The organism is Gemmatimonadaceae bacterium (genome assembly GCA_036003045.1).
GTDB lineage: Bacteria > Gemmatimonadota > Gemmatimonadetes > Gemmatimonadales > Gemmatimonadaceae > JAQBQB01.
In genome coordinates, this window is record DASYSS010000015.1 from 15440 (window position 1) to 35358 (window position 19919).

Genomic DNA, 19919 nt, shown 5'->3' on the forward strand with positions numbered 1-19919 from the left:
CAGCGATCCTCATCGGTAGTTCCTCGCTAAGCTTCGAACCATGGCCAAGGTGAAGACCGCCTACCGCTGCACCGAGTGCGGAGGCGAGCATTCGAAGTGGCAGGGACGCTGCGACCAGTGCGGCGAGTGGAACACTCTCGTCGAAGAGATTGTTGCGCCGCGCGTCGTCGCCGGAACGGCGAGCGCTCGGCGCGCAGCCGGCGCGCGCGGGTTGGCGGAGGGCGGGAGCGTCGCGGTCGCGCCGCGACTGCGCGACGTGGCTGGATCGCAGACGGATCGGTGGCGGACGAACCTCGACGAGTTCGACTTCGTGCTGGGCGGTGGGATCGTTCCCGGATCGATGATCCTCGTCGGCGGCGAGCCGGGCATCGGAAAGTCCACGCTCCTGCTGCAAGTCGCGGCGCGTCTCGAGCAGTCCGGTCGCCCGGTGCTCTACGCCACCGGCGAAGAATCGGCGCTGCAAGTACGGCTGCGCGCGGATCGGCTTGGCGGAAATGCCGGCGACGTCGCGCTGTTGAGCGAGACGAATCTCGAGACGGTCCTCGCGACCGCCGCGTCGGCGCCGCCGGCGGCGCTCATCGTCGACTCGATTCAGACCGTCTTCACGACCGATCTCGAAGGCGCTCCCGGAAACGTCGGCCAGGTGCGCGAGTGCGCCGCGCGGCTGATGCGCTTCGCCAAAGAGAGCGGCACGACGGTGTTCGTCGTCGGGCACGTGACGAAGGGCGGTGGCATCGCGGGCCCGAAGACGCTCGAGCACATCGTCGACACGGTTCTCTACTTCGAGGGCGAGGGTACGCTCGACCATCGCGTGTTGCGAGCGACGAAAAACCGTTTCGGCAGCGTCGACGAGATCGGCGTCTTCCGCATGACGGAGCAGGGACTCGATCCCGTCGCGAACCCCTCGGAGCTGTTCGTCGGCGACCGCACGCTGACCGCGTCCGGTTCGGCGCTCACCGCGCTCCTGGAAGGATCGCGGCCGGTACTCGTCGAGATTCAGGCGCTCGTGGCGAAGGCGGGATTCGGCACCCCGCAGCGCGTCGCCACCGGCTTCGACGGACGCCGCCTCGCGCTGCTGCTCGCCGTGCTCGACAAACGCGCGGGACTTTCGTTCGCGCAGCTGGACACGTTCGTCAACGTCGTCGGCGGAATTCGATTGCAGGAGCCGGCGGGGGATCTCGCCGTCGCCGTCGCGCTGGCATCGAGCGTGTACGATCGCGCGCTCCCGCGCGACGCTGTCTTCGCGGGCGAGCTTGGACTCGGCGGTGAGGTCCGCGTCGTGTCTCAGGCCGAGCGGCGGATCGCCGAGGCGGCGAACCTGGGGATGCGGCGGATCTACCTCGCCGAGCGCGCCGTGCCGAAGCGGGTGACGAGAGACATCGAGGTCGTCGGCGTGAGAACGATCGGCGACTTGTTTCAGCGTGTGTTTGGATGAGCGGCAATGAGCGGTCACAGGTCCCAGTTCACCGGGGAGACGGTGAGACAACGCGCGACGTCGGCGTGGTCATCGTGGCCGGAGGAAGCAGCAGCCGAACCTCAGGGAAAGAACTGAAGCAATTTCGGTGGGTCGCGGGAAAGCCGGCGTTGCTGCATAGCCTGCAGACGTTCATGGCGCGTCCGGACGTCGTCGGGGTCGTCGTCGTGCTGCCGCGCGACCACGTCGCCGATCCGCCGCCGTGGTTGTTCCAATGCGACGTCGATCGGCTCATGGTCTCGATCGGCGGCGCGACTCGCACCGAGTCCGTGCGCAATGGTCTCGAGGATCTGCCGGACGAGGCGGCGATCGTTCTCGTGCACGACGCCGCGCGTCCCCTCGTCGGCGACGCGACGATCGACCGCGTGGTCGCGTCTGCTCGAGAAGGCGTCAGCGCGATCGCCGCGCTCCCGGTCGTCGACACGCTGAAACAAGTCGACGAGCGGGGAATGATCACGAGTACCGTCGATCGCGAACGGCTCTGGCGCGCCCAGACGCCCCAGGGTTTTCCGCGCGACGTGATCGAGCGCGCGCACCGCCACGCCAAGGCCAACGGGATCACGGCGACCGACGACGCGGCGCTCTGCGAGGCCCTCGGCGCGCCGGTACGAGTCGTGCGCGGGAGCGAGCGCGCCATGAAGATCACCGAGGATGCTGATTTCGATCGCGCGGAGGCGTTCTTTCCGCTCGCCGAATGAGAATCGAGGCACTCTCGGTCCCATTCTGGTCCGCCGACGAAGTCGGAGCGGCCATCAAGCCGGCGCTGGAGCAAATCGCGGCGCGCAAAGTCCTCGCGTATCCGACCGAGACGGTCTACGGGTTCGGCGGCGGCATCGATCGCGACTCGGTCGACGCGTTGGTCCGGCTCAAACAGCGTCCGCCGGGAAAACCCTTTTTGCTGCTCATTTCGGGACCGCAGATGATCGAGCGTCTCGATCTGCGCCTGCCGGCCTACGCGGCGAATTTCGTGACGCGCCACTGGCCTGGGCCGCTGACGCTCGTGCTCGCCGGCGGCGAGCGTCGCGTTCCCGATCGCCTTCGCGGTCCGGAAGGGGGTGTCGCGGTTCGCTGGACGAGTCACGCGGCGATGACCCGGTTGATCCACGCGCACGGCGAGGCGATCACCTCGACGAGCGCCAACCGTCCGGGGGTTCCCCCGGCGATGCGCGCCGCTGAGATTCTCTCGCAATGGAGCGACGCGGTGACACGCGGGGAATTGCGAGTGCTCGACGGCGGCACACTGACGCCATCGAAGCCGTCCACGGTGCTCGATTGTACCGGGCGGCGGCCGCGGGTCATTCGGCCCGGGGCGATCTCGGCGGCGACGCTTCGCGAGAGCGTGCCCAATCTGATCGGAGAAGTGTGAGCGCATGAAGATTCTCTTCGTCTGCACCGGCAATACGTGTCGCAGCCCAATGGCCGAAGCGATCGCGCGGAAGATCGCCATCGAGCGCGGCCTGCTCGACGTCGAAGCGATCAGCGCCGGCACGAGCGCGCAAACAGGTGCGCCGGCCAGCGACGGCGCCTTGCTCGTCGGGATGGAGCGGAACATGGACCTCAGCGCGCACCGGGCACAGACGCTCACGCGCGAGTTGGTGCAGAGCGCCGACCTCGTTCTCGCGATGGGGCCGCACCATCTCGAGCGCGTCGAAGCGCTCGGCGGCAGCGGCCGCGCGTATCTGCTCTCCGACTACGCGTCGCATGGCGCTTCGGTACGTCCAATCAGCGATCCGGTCGGCGCGGAGCTCGACGTCTACCGCGCGACCGCGAACGAGCTCGAAGAGGAGATCCGCCGAGTGCTGGACCGCATCACCGCGGAGCGAGGTAGCGGAGCGGCTTGATGCGGCGTCCACCCGAGCGACTCGTGCTGCTCGGGCATCCGGTCGCCCACTCCCGCTCACCGCAGATGCACAACGCGGCGCTCGCCGCCGCCGGCATCTCCGCGCGATACGAAGCGCTCGACGTCGCCCCGGAGCGCTTTCATTCGACCGTCGTCGATCTGGCTCGCGAAGGCGCGGCCGGCAACGTCACGATTCCGCACAAAGAGCGGATGTACGCCGCGTGCTCGACGCTTTCACCGATCGCGCGGCGCGTCGGCGCGGTGAATACGTGGTGGGTCGGCGACGACGGCGCGCTCTCGGGTGACAACACCGACGTGGGCGGCGTGGACGAAGCGGTTCGCCGGCTGTTCGACGACGCGGCGATTCCACCGAACTTGAAGGTCGGCGTGCTCGGCGCGGGAGGATCGGCCGCCGCGGTCGTCGCCGCCGCCGAATCCTGGCCCTCGGCAACCGTGCGTATCTACAACCGAACCGGCGCGCGCGCCCGCGCGCTCTGCGAACGGTTTGGTGCGTTCGCGCAACCGATCGATGACGCCCGAGCCCTCTCGGATGCCGATCTTCTCGTCAATGCGACGTCCATCGGCATGCGCGACGAGGCTGCTCCGTTCGACGTCGCCGCTCTTCACGACGGAGCGCGCGTCTTCGATCTCGTGTACCGGCGCGGTGAAACGCGGCTCGTGCGCGCGGCGCATGCGCGCGGGCTCGCCGCCGCCGACGGACTGGCGATGCTCGTCGAGCAGGCAGCGCTGGCATTCGAGCGATGGTTTGGCGTAGCACCGGATCGCGCGACGATGCGGCGCGCCGCGGAGAGCGGCTAGCTCCGCACCTCCATCGGCTCGCGGCCGAGGTGAAGCCGGCCGCCGCCGCGATCGCCGATTTCCTGTTGCCGCGCGCGTGCACCGTGTGCGAGCGACCGCTCGCATATGGCGAGCGTGGTCTCGTGTGCGGACGATGTTGGGCGTTGTTGCCGGGGCTGCCATGGCCGCGCTGCGATCGTTGCGGACATCCGACGTACGGCGAATCCTGCCGGTGGTGCGAGCTGCTGCCGCCGTTCGTCCGCGCGGCGCGGAGCGTGGCCTGGGCCGCCGGTCACGTGGGCCTCGGCGTGGTTCACGCGCTCAAGTACGGCGGTTGGCATCGCGTCGCCGGCGAGCTGTCGGCGCGCATGGCTCGATGCGAGTGGCCGCGCGACGTCGTCGAAGAACGCGCCGCCATCATTCCGGTACCGCTCTCCGAGAAGCGTCAGCGGGAGCGCGGGTACAACCAGAGCGAGCGCCTGGCGCGCGGCTTGGCCGACGCGTGGCGAATTCCGCTGTGGAACGACGTCCTCACGCGAACTCGTCACACCGAGACTCAGACGCGTCTTGCGCCGGACGAGCGCTTTCGGAACGTCACGGGCGCCTTCAGCGCGCGGGTGGCGGCGCGCGATGCGCTGCGCGGCGCGCACGTCGTACTCGTCGACGACGTCGTTACGACCGCGGCCACCCTGAACGCGTGCGCGGCGGCGCTCTGCGCCGGGGGGGCAAGAATCGTTAGCTTTGTCACCTTCGGGAGGGCGCCGGCATTGGGCGACCGCTTGTAACCACCACTGAGGGTTCGGAATGGCGATTCGTGTTGGAATCAACGGCTTCGGCCGCATCGGACGACAAGTCCTGCGTGCGGCCTGCCTGCAAGGTGTTGCGGACATCGAGATCGTGGCGGTCAACGACCTCACGGACACGAAAACGCTGGCCCATCTGTTCAAGTACGACTCCGTCCACCGCACCTATCCCGGCGACGTGTGCGCCGAGGATGGTTCGATCAGCGTCGACGGCCGCGAGGTCCAGGTGTTCGCTCACAAGGATCCGGCGGCGCTCCCGTGGAAAGATCTCGGTGTCGAGCTGGTGCTCGAATCGACCGGGCGCTTCACCAACGCCGCCGACGCCAAGAAGCACATCGACGGCGGGGCGAAAAAAGTCATCATTTCCGCGCCGGCCAAGGGCGAGGACCTCACGATCGTGATGGGAGTGAACGAGTCGAAGTACGACTCCGCGAAGCACACGATCATCTCGAACGCGTCGTGCACCACCAACTGCCTCGTTCCGATGGTGAAGGTGGTGAAGGACGCGTTCGGCTTCGTTCGCGGCTCGATGGTCACGATCCACAGCTACACGAACGACCAGCAGGTGCTCGATCTCCCGCACAAGGATCTGCGCCGCGCGCGCGCCGCGGCGATGTCGATCATTCCGACGACCACCGGCGCAGCCAAGGCGACGTCACTCGTTCTGCCCGAGCTCAAGGGCAAGATCGACGGAATCTCCGTCCGCGTTCCGACCCCGGATGTGTCCTTCACGGACCTCGGCGTCGTCGTCGAGAGGCCGGTGACCGTAGCCGAGGTGAACGCCGCATTCAAAGCGGCCGCCGACGGACCGATGAACGGCATCCTCGCGTACACCGAGGAAGAGCTCGTCTCGTCAGACTACATCGGCGATCCGCACTCGTGCATCTTCGACTCGAAGTGCACGAACGTCATCGACGGCTTGCTGCTCAAGGTGCAGGGCTGGTACGACAACGAGTGGGGCTACGCGTCGCGCTGCGTCGATCTGCTCCGGTACGTCGGCGCGCGCCTGTGACGATGAACAAGAAGACGATCCGCGATCTGTCCGACCAAGAAGTGAAAGGCCGGCGCGCGCTCGTCCGCGTCGACTTCAACGTCCCGCTCGAAAAAGGGCGCGTGACCGACGACACGCGCATCCGCGCCGCGCTTCCCACCATCGAAGCGCTGCTCGACCGCGGCGCGCGTGTCGTGCTCTTGTCTCACCTCGGACGACCGAAAGGAAAACCCGAGGCGAAGTACTCGCTCGAGCCGGTCGCTCGCAAGCTCGCCGAGCTGATGCCGAAACAGCATGTCACTTTCATCGAGTCCACGGACACCGACGAGGCGGTGAAGGCGACGCACGATCCCAAGTGTCCCGTCGTCGTGCTCGAGAACACGCGCTTTCTCGACGGCGAAGAAAAGAACGACGAGAACGTTTGCCGCGAGCTCGCCGAACTCGGCGACTTCTTCGTGAACGACGCGTTCGGATCCGCGCATCGGGCGCACGCGTCGACGGAAGGGATCGCCCACTGCCTCCACCCGGCGGTTGCCGGCCTGCTGATGCAACGCGAGCTCGACTATCTCGGCGCCGCGTTGAGCAATCCGGGCCGTCCGTTCGTCGCGGTCCTTGGCGGCGCCAAGATCTCGGGGAAAATCGACGTCATCGAACAGCTGCTGCCGCGCGTCGACCGGCTCGTGATCGGCGGCGCGATGGCGTGCACGTTCTACAAGGCGATGGGACTCGAGGTCGGAAAGTCGCTCGTCGAGAACGATCGCGTGGAGATGGCCAAGGATCTGCTCGACCGCGCCGGCGCGAAGCTGCTGCTCCCGTCGGACGCGCTCGTCGCGACGTCGCTCGACGCAGCGCAATCCGCGCACGCCGTCTCGTACAAGGCGATCCCCGCCGATGAGGCGATGTTCGACATCGGGCCGGAGTCCGCGGGTCAGTTCGCGGGGATCATGGAAGGCGCGAAGACGGTTCTGTGGAACGGACCGATGGGCGTCTTCGAGACCAAACCGTTCGACGCGGGGACGCGTGCGGTCGCCGAGGCGATGGCGACGGCGACGCAACTCGGCGCGACGACGATCGTTGGCGGTGGTGACTCGGCGGCGGCCGTCGCGGGTCTCGGTCTCGAGGCGGCGATGAGCCACGTCTCGACGGGCGGCGGAGCGTCGCTCGAGTTTTTGGAAGGGAAGACGTTGCCCGGAGTCGCCGCGCTCGACGACAGAATCTGAATGCAGCGCCCGGTCTTCGCGGCGAACTGGAAGATGAACCACGGCCCGAGCGCGGCGCGTGCGTTCGTCGCCGAGTTCACCGCGAAATGGTCACCGCATGCCGACCGCACCGTGCTGCTGTTCCCTCCGGCGCTTTCGGTCTCCACGGTGGTCGAGGCGCTTTCGTCGCGGTCGGACATCGGCGTCGGCGTGCAGAACATCTGGACGGAGGACAGGGGCGCGTTCACCGGCGAAAACTCGGCACCGATGGCACGCGACGCGGGCGCGCGATTCGTCCTCGTCGGCCACTCGGAGCGGCGCCACGTCTTCGGCGAGACAGACGAACAGGCCGCGCTCAAATGCGCGGCCGCGGAACGCAGTCAGCTGACGCCAATCCTTTGCGTCGGCGAATTGCTCGAGCAGCGGCAGGCCGGCGAGACCGAGTCCGTCGTGTTGCGCCAGCTGAAGGCGGGACTCGCAAAACTTTCGTCCGCCGCGATCGGATCCATGGCCGTCGCGTACGAGCCGGTCTGGGCGATCGGCACGGGAAAGACGGCGACGCCCGGCGATGCGTCAGTGGTTCACGCCGAGATTCGGAAGGCGCTCGAGACCCGCGTCGGCGCGGCGGCGGGGGCGATTCCCATTCTGTACGGCGGCAGCGTCAGCACGGGGAACGCCGCCGCGCTACTCGCGGCGAAGAATGTGGACGGTCTGCTCGTCGGCGGCGCGAGCCTCAAGGTCGACGACTGGGCGCTCATCTGCGGCACTTGACGCACAGCGCTAAGTGTCGTGATATTTTAGGCTTACACTCCGTCATATCGAGCAGCCGAACATGTTGTACACGTTCCTTCTCATCCTGCTGATCCTCGACAGCGTCCTGCTGGTCGCCGCGATTCTTCTTCAATCGGGCCAGGGCGGCGGCATGGCCGCGTCGTTCGGCGGCGTGAGCAGTTCGGCGAGCTCCTTCATGGGCACGCGCCAAGCCGGCAACCTGCTCACCAAGGCGAGCTGGTGGTGCGGCGGCCTGTTCCTCGGACTGTCATTCCTGCTCGCGATTGCGTCGACTCGCAGCCGCGCACCCAAGTCGGTCCTCGACCAGACGTTCCAACCCGCTCCCGTGACGGCGCCGGCTCCGGTGAATGCACCGGCTGGCGGCGCGAACGCGGTTCCGGGTCTGACGCCCGCGAATCCGGCGCCGACGAATGCCGCACCCGCCGCACCAGGCGGTGCCAAGCCGACGACGACGACTCCCAGCACCAAGACGCCGGCCCCGACGACACCAAAGCCGGCGCCGAAAAAGCCGTGAGCACGCGGTGAAGCGTTCTTCGAGCAACACCCCGGGGTTCCTTCTTCTCGAAGACGGAACCCTTTTTTCTGGTGAGTTGGCCGCGTCAAGTGAAGCGCCGACGGTCGCCGAGGTCGTGTTCACGACCAACATGAGCGGCTACCAGGAGGTGTTCACCGATCCGTCGTATCGCGGGCAGATCGTCGTGATGACCGCGCCCATGATCGGCAACTACGGCGTGAACTCCGACGATCCCGAATCCGCGCGACCGCAGATCGCGGGCGTAGTGGTGCGCGAGCTGTCGCGCAGCTATTCGAATTGGCGCGCCGACGGCGATCTCCTTTCGTGGCTCGAGCGCGCGGGCGTGCCGGCCCTCGAGGGCGTCGATACGCGACGGCTGACGCGGCATCTGCGTAGCGCGGGTGTCATGCGTGGCGTCGTCGCTCGTGGCAGTCAGCCGACTCGCGAAGCATTGCTCGCGCTCGACTCATGTCCGCCGATGGAAGGGCTCGATCTCGCGTCGGTCGTGTCGACGCCGGATCGCTACGACTGGGGCAAGGCCGACGCGCCGTACCACATCGTCGCGTACGACTTCGGCATCAAGCGCAACATCTTGCGGCTCTTCGAGGAGCACGGATGCCGCGTCACGGTCGTGCCGGCGAAGACCTCGGCCGACGAGGCGCTCCAGCTCGAGCCGAACGGCGTCTTTCTATCGAACGGACCGGGAGACCCCGCGGCCGTGGACTACGCACCCGAGACCGTGCGGCAGATCGCCGACTCCGGCGTGCCGATTTTCGGGATCTGCCTGGGGCACCAGATCCTGGGTCTCACCTACGGCGCCCAAACGGTGAAGATGCCGTACGGTCACCGCGGCGGAAATCACCCGGTGAAAGAGCTAGCCACCGGACGGGTCCTCATCACCTCCCAGAACCACGGTTTCGCCGTCGAGGGCTCGAATGCGGGGATCCCGGGGGCCCCGGAGCTCGAATTGACCCACGTCAACTTGAACGACGGGACGGTCGAGGGTCTGCGGCATCGAAACAAGCCCATCTTTGCCGTTCAGTACCACCCCGAGGCGGCACCCGGACCGCACGACGCCAGGCCGCTGTTCGACGAGTTCCTTGAAACGGTCCGTTCCCACGCCGGCCCCGCTACGGGCTCAGGTGGTCCAAACTCTTGACACACAAGAGTTAACGGCGATAAGTTCGGTCTGTCTCCGCCACCCCACGGGCGTCAGCACACCGAGGCTTTTCAATGACCAAAGCCGACCTGGTCGAACGGGTCACAGCCCAGATTTCACGCACCGCTGGGCCGATGATCTCAAAGAAAGATTGTGCTCGAGTCGTGGACGCGTTTCTCGACTCGATCAAGGAAGCACTGCAAGCGCAGAAGAACATTGAAGTTCGCGGCTTCGGAACGTTCAAGATCCGCCACCGCAAGACGCGGATGGCGAGAAATCCGCGGACGGGCTCGCCTGTCGAAGTGTCCGCACGGCCGGTTCCGGTGTTCAAGCCCTCGAAAGAATTGCGCGCGATGGTCGCCGGACTTCCAGTCGACGAGATGGACGCCGACGAAGAGGAAATGACGGAGGCATAAGCACTTCGCTGTGGGGACTTCGCGCGGCTCGACGCAACGATTGCGTCGGGCCGTTGTCGTCTCCGGTCGTTTAGGTCGCTAAGCTACGATATCGGTTTTCTCGTTCGGAGATGCCTGCTCGACAATGACAGTGACCGTGTTGCTCTTCGCGTCGTACGCCGACGCACTCGGTGAGCGCAGAATGCCAATCGATGTCCCGGACAGTTACACCGTCGGGGACGTCGTTCGTCGCGTCCGCGCGATGGCGGGTTCGGCGCGACTACCCGCGGAGCCGATGGTCGCCGTGAACGAGGAGTACGCCAAGTCCGATCGTCGTTTAGCGGCGGGTGACGAGGTGGCCATCATTCCTCCGGTCGCGGGGGGCTGATGCGGAGCGCGATCGTCGATCACGTCATCGATCCCGCGGCGCTGACCGCCGAGGTCGCGCACGACCGAAACGGAGCGACGGTGCTGTTCCTGGGAACGGTCCGCGAGACGAACGACGGGCGCTCGGTCACCGGCATCGAGTACTCTGCCTACCGCTCGATGGCGGAGCGCGAGTTGGCGGCGATCGTCGCCGAGGCGACCGGAGAGTTCGGCACGCCGGACATCGTCGTCGAGCATCGGGTGGGAACGCTCGAAATCGGCGAAGTGAGCGTGGCGATTGCCGTCGCTCATCCTCACCGAGGCGCCGCGTACGATGCGAGCCGCTACGTGATCGAGCAGATCAAGCGGCGCGTGCCGATCTGGAAATGCGAGCATTACGCCGACGGAACGCGCGAGTGGGTCGACCCCACGGCGCGTCGGGCCGTCGCGGAGGCGGCACGCTGATGTCCGCGCAGCGGTCGGTCGACCAGTTCGGGCGGAGCATCGAGTATCTCCGCATCTCCGTCACGGACCGGTGCAACTTCCGGTGCCTTTACTGCATGCCGCAGGAAGGGCTGGCGTGGCTGCCGAAGTCCGACATCCTCTCGTACGAAGAGATTACAGGGATCGTCCGCCAGCTCGCGCCGCTCGGTCTGCGCCGGCTGCGCATCACCGGCGGCGAGCCGACCATCCGCCCACAGATCCACGAGTTGGTTCGCATGCTGCGGGCTGTTCCCGAGATCGAGGACATCGCGATCTCCACGAACGGCGTGCGACTTCCCGAAATTGCTCAGACGCTTCGCGATTGCGGGCTCGACCGGGTGAACATGAGCGTCGACAGCCTGCGTCCGGAGCGGGTCGCGACGATCGCCCGGCGCAACCTCGGGTTTGATCCGGTTCGCTCGGCGCTGGCCGCGCAGGACGCTGGTCTCGACCCGATCAAGTTGAACATGGTCGTGATGCGCGGCATCAATGACGACGAGATTGAAGATCTCGCTCGTCTGACGCTCGAGCATGCGTGGCACGTCCGGTTCATCGAGTTGATGCCGGTCGGCGACATGCGTGAGCTGACCTGGGAGCACATCGTGCCGAGCGACGAGATTCTCGCCCGGCTGAGCGTGGTCGCGCCGCTCACGCCGGCGTCGGGGCCGGCGCGCGGCAACGGTCCCGCGGCCTACTACAGCTGGCCCGGCGCGGCCGGAACGATCGGCGTCATCACACCGATGACGCACACGTACTGCGCGTCGTGCAACAAGGTGCGCCTCACCGCCGACGGCCGTCTTCGCACGTGTCTGTTCGGCGACCACGAAGTGGATTTGCGCACGCCGCTGCGCGCCGGGCAGCCGCTCGAGCCGATCTTCCGCGACGCGCTCGCCAACAAACCGAAGGAGCACGAGCTGCTTCAGATGCGCGTCGGCGGATTGCGCGCGCTCTCGCAAGTCGGCGGCTGAGCGCCGCCGAGCGGGGCGTCTTAACTTTCGTTGTTGGGTACTCACCTCACAGCGAAATCACTCACTGACATGGTCAACAAGATTACGGTCGTCGGCGCCGGGAACGTGGGCGCGACGACCGCGCAGCGTGTGGCGGAGAAAGAGCTGGCGAACACCGTCGTGATGGTCGACGTCGTGGAGGGAATTCCGCAGGGGAAGGGGCTGGACCAGTGGCAGTCGGCGCCGATCGAGGGCTTCGATTCGCGCATCATCGGCACCAACGGCTACGACGAAACGGCCGGCTCGGACGTCGTCATCATCACCGCCGGGATCGCGCGCAAACCGGGCATGTCGCGCGACGACCTGCTCAACACCAACGCCGGCATCGTCAAACAAGTCGCCGAGCAGATCAAGGCGACGTCGCCGAGCGCGATCGTCATCGTCGTCTCGAACCCGCTCGACGTGATGTGCTACGTCGCGAAGGAAGTCACGGGCTTCCCGCGCGAGCGAGTCATCGGGATGGCGGGCGTGCTCGACACGGCGCGCTATCGCGGGTTTCTCGCCGAAGCGCTCGACGTTTCGGTGCGCGACATCCAGGCGATGGTGCTCGGCGGCCACGGCGACACGATGGTGCCGCTCATTTCGTACACGACGGTCAGCGGCATTCCCGTCACGCAGCTCATCGACAAGGCGAAGCTCGACGCGATCGTCGACCGCACGCGCAACGGCGGCGCCGAGATCGTGAAGCACTTGAAGACCGGCTCGGCGTATTACGCGCCATCGGCCGGCGCGGTACAGATGGCCGAGGCGATCGTCAATGACCAGCGCCGCATTCTTCCCTGCGCGGCGTGGCTCGAGGGCGAGTACGGCATGAAGGGGCTCTTCCTGGGCGTGCCGTGCAAGCTCGGACGCGGCGGCCTGCAGAAGGTTATCGAGGTCGAGCTCACCGCCGACGAGCGCACCGCGTTGGCCAAGAGCGCCGAAGCGGTCCGGGAACCGATGCGCACCGTGAAACTGTAGGGTCGTTCAGCCGCCAGCCGGAACGAGATGTCCGTAAGCGCGTTTTATCGTTCGACGATCGGAAAGAAGATCATCATGGGGGTCACGGGGCTGATCGGCATCGGCTTCGTGATCCTCCATGTCGCCGGCAATCTCCAGGCGTTCCAAGGCGCGGCGAAGTTGAATGCGTACAGCGCGATGTTGCACGGGCCGCTCAACGAGTTGTTGTGGGTGTTGCGGATCGTGCTCATCGTCGCCGTCGTCTTGCACGTGATGATGGCGTATCAGCTGACGGTGCGCTCGACGGCCGCGCGGCCCATCGGCTACCAACATCGCGAGCCGCAGGTTTCCACGCTCGCCGCACGCACCATGAAGTGGGGCGGCGTGCTGATCCTCGTCTTCATCGTATTTCACATTCTGCATTTCACGACCGAGACGTTCGACCCGGGACACGCCGCCGGCATGATCGACGTCCGCGGCGACCACGACGTGTACGGCAACATCGTCGCGAGCTTTCACGTGTGGTGGGTCTCGGCGTTCTACCTGGTGGCGATGATCGCCCTCGGACTGCACCTGTATCACGGCGCGTGGAGCTCGGTCCGCACACTCGGCTGGGCGAAATCCTCCGAGCATCCGCTTCGCCGCCGCATCGCGCTCGTCGTCGCGGTGGCCGTCTGGCTCGGCTTCAGCCTTCTGCCGCTCGGCGTCATCGCCGGCGTGATTCATTGAGGCATCGATGGCCGAGCTGAACGCCAAGGTTCCTCCGGGGCCCCTCGAGCGGAAGTGGGAGCGGCACCGCGCGGAGATGAAGCTGGTCAATCCCGCGAACAAGCGGAAACACACCGTGATCGTCGTCGGGTCGGGGCTGGCCGGCGCGTCGGCCGCGGCGTCGTTGAGCGAACTGGGGTACAACGTGCGCTGTTTCTGTTTCCAGGACTCGCCGCGCCGCGCGCATAGCATCGCCGCGCAGGGCGGCATCAACGCGGCCAAGAACTACCAGAACGACGGCGACAGTGTTTTCCGCTTGTTTTACGACACGATCAAGGGCGGCGACTTTCGATCCCGTGAGGCGAACGTGTACCGCCTCGCCGAAGTGAGCGTGAACATCATCGACCAGTGCGTGGCGCAGGGCGTGCCGTTCGCGCGCGAGTACGGTGGGCTGCTCGCCAATCGTTCGTTTGGCGGCGCGCAGGTCTCGCGGACTTTTTACGCCCGCGGCCAGACGGGTCAGCAGCTGTTGCTGGGTGCGTACCAGGCGCTCGAGAAGGAAATCGCCAAAGGCGGCGTGACGATGTTTCCGCGCACGGAGATGCTGGACCTCGTCGTCGTGAATGGTCGGGCGCGCGGCATCGTGACACGCGACATGGTCAGCGGCGCGATCGAGACGCACCTCGCCGACGACGTCATCCTCGGCACGGGCGGATACGGCAACGTCTACTTCCTGTCGACGAACGCGAAGGGATCGAACGTCACCGCGATCTGGCGCGCGTACAAGCGCGGGGCCGCATTCGCGAATCCGTGCTATACGCAGATTCACCCGACGTGCATCCCGGTGAGCGGCGAACATCAGTCGAAGCTGACGCTGATGAGCGAATCGCTGCGCAACGACGGCCGGGTCTGGGTGCCCAAGCGACAGGAAGATTGCGCCAAGCCGCCGAATCAGATTCCCGAATCGGATCGCGACTACTACCTCGAGCGAAAGTATCCGGCGTTCGGCAACCTGTCGCCGCGCGACATCGCGTCGCGCGCCGCGAAAGAAGTCTGCGACGAGGGACGCGGCGTGGGGCCCGGCGGTCGAGGCGTCTACCTCGACTTCGCCGACGCGATCACGCGCCTCGGCCGCAAGACCATCGGGGAGCGCTACGGGAATCTCTTCGAGATGTACCAGCGCATCACCGACGAGAATCCGTACGAAGTACCGATGCGCATCTACCCGGCCGTGCACTACACGATGGGCGGCCTCTGGGTGGACTACAACCTGATGAGCAACGTTCCCGGACTGCACGTGATCGGTGAAGCCAACTTCTCCGACCACGGCGCGAACCGGCTGGGCGCGAGCGCGCTGATGCAGGGGCTGGCCGACGGCTATTTCATCGTGCCGCTGACGATCGGCGACTACCTCGGCTCGACGAAGCTCGAGCGCGTCGCCGAGGACCATCCCGACGTGCGGGCGACGGAGGAGGCGGTTCGCGAACGCACGGCGCGACTGCTCGCGATCAACGGATCGCGTACGGTGATGTCCATTCACCGCGAGCTCGGGAAGCTGATGTGGGAGTACTGCGGCATGTCGCGCGACAAGGCCGGCCTCGCGAAGGCGCTCGTCGAAATTCCGAGGCTGCGCGAGGAGTTCTGGCACGACGTCCGCGTCCCGGGCACGGGCGCGGAGCTCAACCAGTCTCTCGAGTACGCGGGGCGCGTCGCCGACTTCCTCGAGCTCGCGGAGCTCATGTGCCTCGACGCGCTCGATCGCGAGGAGTCGTGCGGCGCGCACTTCCGCGTCGAGCATCAGACGGCGGACGGTGAAGCGCTTCGCAACGACGATGAATTCGCGTACGTGGCGTCGTGGGACTACGCGGGGGCGGGGAAACCGCCCGTGCTGCGCAAGGAGCCGCTCGTGTTCGAGAACGTGCACCTCTCGCAACGTTCGTACAAATAGGAGGCGCGCGTCTTTCCATGCACGTAACTCTCTTCGTGTGGCGGCAGGCCGGCCCCGACGCGTCCGGCGCGATGCAACGCTACGAGACCGACGACGTCAGCCCCGACATGTCGTTCCTCGAGATGCTCGACGTGGTCAACGAAACGCTCGTCGGCAAGGGGGAGCAGCCGATCGCCTTCGATCACGATTGCCGCGAGGGCATCTGCGGCTCGTGCGGCATGATGATCAACGGCGTCGCGCACGGGCCGATGAAGGGCACGGCGACCTGCCAGCTCCACATGCGGAGCTTCGCCGACGGCGCGACGATCCACGTCGAGCCGTGGCGCTCGCGGGCGTTCCCGGTCATCAAGGACCTCGTCGTGAATCGCGCCGCCTTCGACCGGATCATCGCCGCGGGCGGGTTCGTCACGGCGCCGACCGGCGCCGCGCAGGACGCCAACAACATTCTCGTTCCCAAGCACGAGGCCGACGCCGCGATGGACGCCGCGGCCTGCATCGGCTGCGGAGCGTGCGTCGCCGCTTGCCCGAACGGCTCGGCATCCCTGTTCACGGCCGCGAAAATTTCGCATCTTGGGCTCCTCCCGCAGGGCCAACCGGAACGCCGGCGTCGCGCGCTTCGGATGGTGGCACAGATGGACGAGGAAGGCTTCGGGCACTGCACGTTCTACGGCGAATGCCAGGAGGCGTGCCCGAAAGAGATCAGCATCGACACGATCGCGCGGATGAACCGCGATTACATGATCGCCACGATGTCGCACCGCGATGAGCGCGTGCTCGGAGGGACCGGATGACCGTGACGAGAATTCCGTCGGTGCGAGAGTGGACCGAGAGCGCCCGCACCGAACGACCTTAGTCATCGGCGCCGGCCCCGCCGGCCTAACGACCGCGTACCTGCTCGGTAAGGCCGGGCACGACGTGGTCGTCCTCGAGGCGGACCGCGACTACGTCGGCGGCCTTTCGAGAACCGTCGCGTACAAGGGTTTCCGCTTCGACATCGGGGGGCACCGCTTCTTCTCCAAGTCGCCGGAGGTCGAGGCGCTGTGGACCGAGCTTCTCGGCCACGAGATGCTCGAGCGTCCGCGGCTCTCGCGGATCTACTACAACGGCAAGTTCTTCGCGTATCCCGTGCGCGCCGGGAACGCCCTCAGAAACCTCGGCCCGGTCGAGGCGGCGCTGTGCGCGCTCTCGTACCTCAAGGCCAGCCTCTTTCCCGTGAAAGACCCGCGCTCGTTCGAGGACTGGGTCTCGAATCAGTTTGGCTGGCGGCTGTATCGCATGTTCTTCAAGACCTACACCGAGAAGGTGTGGGGCATGAAGTGCAGCGAGATCTCCGCCGACTGGGCGGCGCAGCGCATCAAGGGCCTTTCGATGGCGACGACGATTCGCCGCGCGATATTCCGGCGCGAAAACGGCGACAACTCGGTTCGAACGCTCATCGAGTCGTTCCGCTATCCGCGGCTCGGCCCCGGCATGATGTGGGAGGCCTGCCGCGACGCGATCGTCGCGCAGGGAGGGGGAAACGCGGTGCTCATGGGACGCCGCGTCGTGCGGTGCCGGTTCGACGCCGGCGAAGGCGCTTGGGAAGTCACGGCGCGCACCGACGCCGGCGCCGAGGAGGTATTTCGCGCGAGCGACGTCGTGTCGTCGGCGCCGATGCGCGAGATCGTCGAATCGATCGAACCACCCGCGCCGGCGGCCGCGCGCGAGGCGGCGCGCGGACTGCGATACCGCGACTTCATGGCCGTCGCGTTGATCATGAAAGAGCGGGCGAATCTTCCCGACAACTGGATTTACGTCCACGATCCGTCGGTGCGCGTCGGGCGCATTCAGATTTTCAAATCCTGGTCGCCCGACCTCGTCCCGGACCCGTCGCTCTGCTGTTTCGGTATGGAGTACTTCTGCTTCGAGGGCGACGAGCTTTGGTCGAAGCCCGACGCGGAGGTCATCGCCGCGGCGACGGACGAGTTGGCGCGCATCGGTCTCGGTCGACACGAAGACGTCGTGGACGGTTGCGTGGTCCGCGCTCGGAAGGCGTATCCCGTATACGACGGCGACTACGCGGACCGCGTGGCTCGGATCCGCCGCGAGATTGCTCATTCATATCCCGGGATGCACTTTGTCGGGCGCAACGGGATGCACAAGTACAACAATCAAGATCACGCGATGATGACCGGGATGTTGACGGCGCGAAACATCATCGCGGGCACGACGCTCTACGACGTGTGGGCGGTGAACGAGGAAGCCGAGTACCTGGAAGCAGCCACTCTCGGAGGGGCCACAGGTGAAAGACTCGTTCCGCAAGCGATCCGCGCACGACCGCTCGCCGAGGGAAAAGAGAGCGGCGCAGGGAAGGCGGGCGGCGCGTAAGCGCCGGCGCGACGACGCGGCCGCCTCGCTCGGCGGCGGGTCCACTCTCGCGCGTGCGAGCGCCGCCTTGCTCGCCGTCGCCTGCGTCGCGCCGTTCGCGCTCACGGGAAGTCGTTACCCCGACGAGGTCCTTGCCTACTGGCTGTTCGGTGGACTCGTCGTGGCGGCCGTGTTCGTCGGTGCGGCGCTGACCGGCGGCGACCGCGAGGTCGATCTTCCCGCGTGGGCCGGCCGGGTCCTCACACGCGCACGGCCCGTCGTCTTCGGTGTCATCGTCGCCGCGGCGGCGACGGGGCTCAGTCTCTTCTTCGCTCGATTTGCATTCGAGAAATCGGCGAGCACGCCCGACGAAATCGCCCAGCTCTGGCAGGCGAAGATTCTCATGCACGGGCATCTCTCGCTGCCCGTCGATCCGAACCGCGAGTTTTTTGGATTGGAAACGGTGGTGGACGTCGGCCGATGGTACTCGCAGTTTCCGATCGGCGGACCGCTCGCGATGGTTCCCGGCGCGCTCGTCGGCGCGCCGTGGCTCGTGAATCCGGTGCTCCTCGGCGCCGCGACGCTGCTCCTGTATTGGTTCGCGCGGCGAGCGTACGGCGAGATGCAGGGGCGCGCGATCGCGGCGCTCTTCGTCGCGGCGCCGATGGTGCTCATTCTGGCTGGAACGTGGATGAACCACGTTCCGGTCCTCTGTCTGACGGCGGCGGCGCTCGCGCTGTTGGTCGCGTGGGATGGCGCGACGTCGCCCACGCGCTCCTTGTGGCTGGCCGTCGCCATCGGCGGCGTGCTCGGGCTCATCGCGACCATCCGCCCGCTCGACGCGGTGGCCGTCGCGCTCGCGGTCGGCCTCTTTCAAGTTTCCGTCGCCTGGACGCGGCCCGCGAAGTGGCGCGACGTGCCGGGGCAGATCGGCGGAGGCATTCTCGGCGCGATGCCGTTGCTCGTCGCGAATCACGCGACGACGGGCAGCATGTGGCGATTCGGCTACGACGTGTTGTGGGGAGCGGGACACCGCATGGGCTTTCACGCCGATCCGTACGGAAACACGCACACGCTCGCCCACGGGCTCGATCTGACGACGTCGTATCTCGGCGAATTGAACGTGTTCCTGCTCGCGTGGCCGGTGCCGGCCATGCTGATTCTGATCGTCGCGCTGTTCGCGATGCGTCGACTGTCGCGATGGGACGGGCTGATGCTCGCCGTCGTCGGCATGCAGCTCGCCGCGTACACCGCGTACTGGGGAGAAGGCGAGTTCCTCGGCCCGCGGTTTCTCTACACGGCGATGCCGGCGCTCGTCGTCCTCGTCGCGCGGACGCCGTTCGTGCTCGCCGAACGATTCGATCGCCGGATGTTGCGCGGAACCGTCGGGGCGATATTCGCCTGTCTGGCGATCGCGTGGCTCATCCCGCGGCTGCCGTTCAGCGTGCTCGGCCTCGCGGCGCAGGCGCGTAGCGCGCGACAGACACTCAAGGTGGACATCGCCGGCGCGGTGAAGGAAGCAAACGCGCACCACGCGCTCGTGTTTCTCCGCGAGCCCTTCACGATGCGCCTGGCGCGCCGCCTCTGGGGGATCGGCATGACGCGAAGCGACGCCGCGCAACTCATCGCTCGCAGCGACGCGTGTTCGATCCTCACCGCGCTCCGGCGCGTCGAGGACGACTCGGTCGCGCTCGACACACGCGCAGCGCGCGTCCGTGCGGCGGTCATCCCGCTGCCGCGTTCGCGCGAACCCGAACAACAGGGCTCGAGCGCCGGGCCCCAGGTGCGTCTCGCGTCCCGCGCCTCGCTCACGCCAGAGTGCCAGGCCGAGCTGGATGGAGACCGAAAGTGGGGCGGAGCGCCGTTCGGCCCGGCGCTGCCGCTCGAGGAGATCGGGGCCGACGGCCGCATCGGCGGCGACGTCGTCTATGCGGCCGACCTCGGCGCCCGGAACGAGGCCCTCCGCGCGCGGTTCGGCGACCGACGTTGGTATCGTCTTTCGCTGCACCCGGTGGGGCGCGGGAGACTCCGGGCGACGGTCTCGCCATATTAAAGACCGTCGCGGCGGGTGAGAGCGGGCGTTTCGACGCTCGTGAACCTTTTGCGCGCGCGGCCGTAAGACAGGGAGAACCCCTCGGAACAGGGAGCTTTTCCGTG

Annotated in this window: 21 protein-coding genes; all 21 read left to right on the forward strand. The window is 66.9% G+C overall.

Annotation, left to right across the window (positions count from 1 at the left end; all coding sequences use genetic code 11):
• Positions 1-40: 40 nt before the first annotated feature.
• The 21 genes from radA to VGQ44_01975 all read left to right on the forward strand — a co-directional run bounded on the left by radA (position 41) and on the right by VGQ44_01975 (position 19815).
• Positions 41-1435, forward strand: a complete 1395-nt coding sequence (gene radA / locus VGQ44_01875; GenBank protein ID HEV8445530.1) for a DNA repair protein RadA — start codon at positions 41-43, stop codon at positions 1433-1435.
• Positions 1432-2172 carry a 2-C-methyl-D-erythritol 4-phosphate cytidylyltransferase gene (ispD, locus tag VGQ44_01880; protein ID HEV8445531.1) on the forward strand — a complete coding sequence of 247 codons (741 nt, stop codon included), beginning with the start codon at positions 1432-1434 and terminating at the stop codon, positions 2170-2172. Before radA ends, ispD begins: the two co-directional genes overlap by 4 nt.
• Positions 2169-2840, forward strand: coding sequence for an L-threonylcarbamoyladenylate synthase (locus VGQ44_01885; GenBank protein HEV8445532.1), 672 nt, complete (start codon positions 2169-2171; stop codon positions 2838-2840). Before ispD ends, VGQ44_01885 begins: the two co-directional genes overlap by 4 nt.
• 4 nt (positions 2841-2844) lie before the next feature.
• On the forward strand, positions 2845-3315 hold the full coding sequence (locus tag VGQ44_01890; protein HEV8445533.1) for a low molecular weight protein arginine phosphatase: 471 nt from the start codon (positions 2845-2847) through the stop codon (positions 3313-3315).
• On the forward strand, positions 3315-4133 hold the full coding sequence (gene aroE, locus VGQ44_01895; protein HEV8445534.1) for a shikimate dehydrogenase: 819 nt from the start codon (positions 3315-3317) through the stop codon (positions 4131-4133). Before VGQ44_01890 ends, aroE begins: the two co-directional genes overlap by 1 nt.
• Entirely contained in the window at positions 4076-4897 is an 822-nt protein-coding gene (locus tag VGQ44_01900) for a double zinc ribbon domain-containing protein (GenBank protein ID HEV8445535.1), read from the forward strand. Before aroE ends, VGQ44_01900 begins: the two co-directional genes overlap by 58 nt.
• 19 nt (positions 4898-4916) lie before the next feature.
• Positions 4917-5927, forward strand: coding sequence for a type I glyceraldehyde-3-phosphate dehydrogenase (gene gap / locus VGQ44_01905; protein ID HEV8445536.1), 1011 nt, complete (start codon positions 4917-4919; stop codon positions 5925-5927).
• 2 nt (positions 5928-5929) lie between these two features.
• Positions 5930-7126, forward strand: a complete 1197-nt coding sequence (locus VGQ44_01910; protein HEV8445537.1) for a phosphoglycerate kinase — start codon at positions 5930-5932, stop codon at positions 7124-7126.
• Entirely contained in the window at positions 7127-7876 is a 750-nt protein-coding gene (gene tpiA / locus VGQ44_01915; protein ID HEV8445538.1) for a triose-phosphate isomerase, read from the forward strand. It begins immediately after the preceding gene.
• 61 nt (positions 7877-7937) lie between these two features.
• Positions 7938-8411 carry a preprotein translocase subunit SecG gene (gene secG / locus VGQ44_01920; protein HEV8445539.1) on the forward strand — a complete coding sequence of 158 codons (474 nt, stop codon included), beginning with the start codon at positions 7938-7940 and terminating at the stop codon, positions 8409-8411.
• 7 nt (positions 8412-8418) lie between these two features.
• Positions 8419-9570: a glutamine-hydrolyzing carbamoyl-phosphate synthase small subunit gene (carA, locus tag VGQ44_01925; GenBank protein ID HEV8445540.1), complete on the forward strand. Its 1152-nt coding sequence runs from the start codon at positions 8419-8421 to the stop codon at positions 9568-9570.
• A gap of 74 nt (positions 9571-9644) precedes the next feature.
• Positions 9645-9986: an HU family DNA-binding protein gene (locus VGQ44_01930; GenBank protein HEV8445541.1), complete on the forward strand. Its 342-nt coding sequence runs from the start codon at positions 9645-9647 to the stop codon at positions 9984-9986.
• 124 nt (positions 9987-10110) lie between these two features.
• Entirely contained in the window at positions 10111-10353 is a 243-nt protein-coding gene (locus VGQ44_01935) for a MoaD/ThiS family protein (GenBank protein HEV8445542.1), read from the forward strand.
• A complete protein-coding gene (locus tag VGQ44_01940) occupies positions 10353-10796 on the forward strand; it encodes a molybdenum cofactor biosynthesis protein MoaE (GenBank protein ID HEV8445543.1) in 444 nt (147 codons plus the stop codon). Before VGQ44_01935 ends, VGQ44_01940 begins: the two co-directional genes overlap by 1 nt.
• Positions 10796-11782, forward strand: a complete 987-nt coding sequence (gene moaA / locus VGQ44_01945; GenBank protein HEV8445544.1) for a GTP 3',8-cyclase MoaA — start codon at positions 10796-10798, stop codon at positions 11780-11782. The genes VGQ44_01940 and moaA overlap by 1 nt, the downstream gene beginning before the upstream one ends.
• A 69-nt stretch (positions 11783-11851) precedes the next feature.
• Positions 11852-12781 carry a malate dehydrogenase gene (gene mdh / locus VGQ44_01950; GenBank protein ID HEV8445545.1) on the forward strand — a complete coding sequence of 310 codons (930 nt, stop codon included), beginning with the start codon at positions 11852-11854 and terminating at the stop codon, positions 12779-12781.
• Between the two features lie 27 nt (positions 12782-12808).
• Positions 12809-13489, forward strand: a complete 681-nt coding sequence (locus VGQ44_01955; GenBank protein ID HEV8445546.1) for a succinate dehydrogenase cytochrome b subunit — start codon at positions 12809-12811, stop codon at positions 13487-13489.
• 7 nt (positions 13490-13496) lie between these two features.
• The gene (locus VGQ44_01960) at positions 13497-15416 is read left to right on the forward strand and encodes a fumarate reductase/succinate dehydrogenase flavoprotein subunit (protein HEV8445547.1); all 1920 of its coding nucleotides are present in this window, start codon (positions 13497-13499) and stop codon (positions 15414-15416) included.
• A 17-nt stretch (positions 15417-15433) separates the two neighbouring features.
• Positions 15434-16207 (forward strand): succinate dehydrogenase/fumarate reductase iron-sulfur subunit, encoded by a 774-nt coding sequence (locus VGQ44_01965; protein HEV8445548.1) that lies wholly within the window; start codon positions 15434-15436, stop codon positions 16205-16207.
• A complete protein-coding gene (locus VGQ44_01970; protein HEV8445549.1) occupies positions 16179-17783 on the forward strand; it encodes an NAD(P)/FAD-dependent oxidoreductase in 1605 nt (534 codons plus the stop codon). Before VGQ44_01965 ends, VGQ44_01970 begins: the two co-directional genes overlap by 29 nt.
• Positions 17698-19815 carry a hypothetical protein gene (locus VGQ44_01975; protein ID HEV8445550.1) on the forward strand — a complete coding sequence of 706 codons (2118 nt, stop codon included), beginning with the start codon at positions 17698-17700 and terminating at the stop codon, positions 19813-19815. Before VGQ44_01970 ends, VGQ44_01975 begins: the two co-directional genes overlap by 86 nt.
• Positions 19816-19919 lie beyond the last annotated feature (104 nt).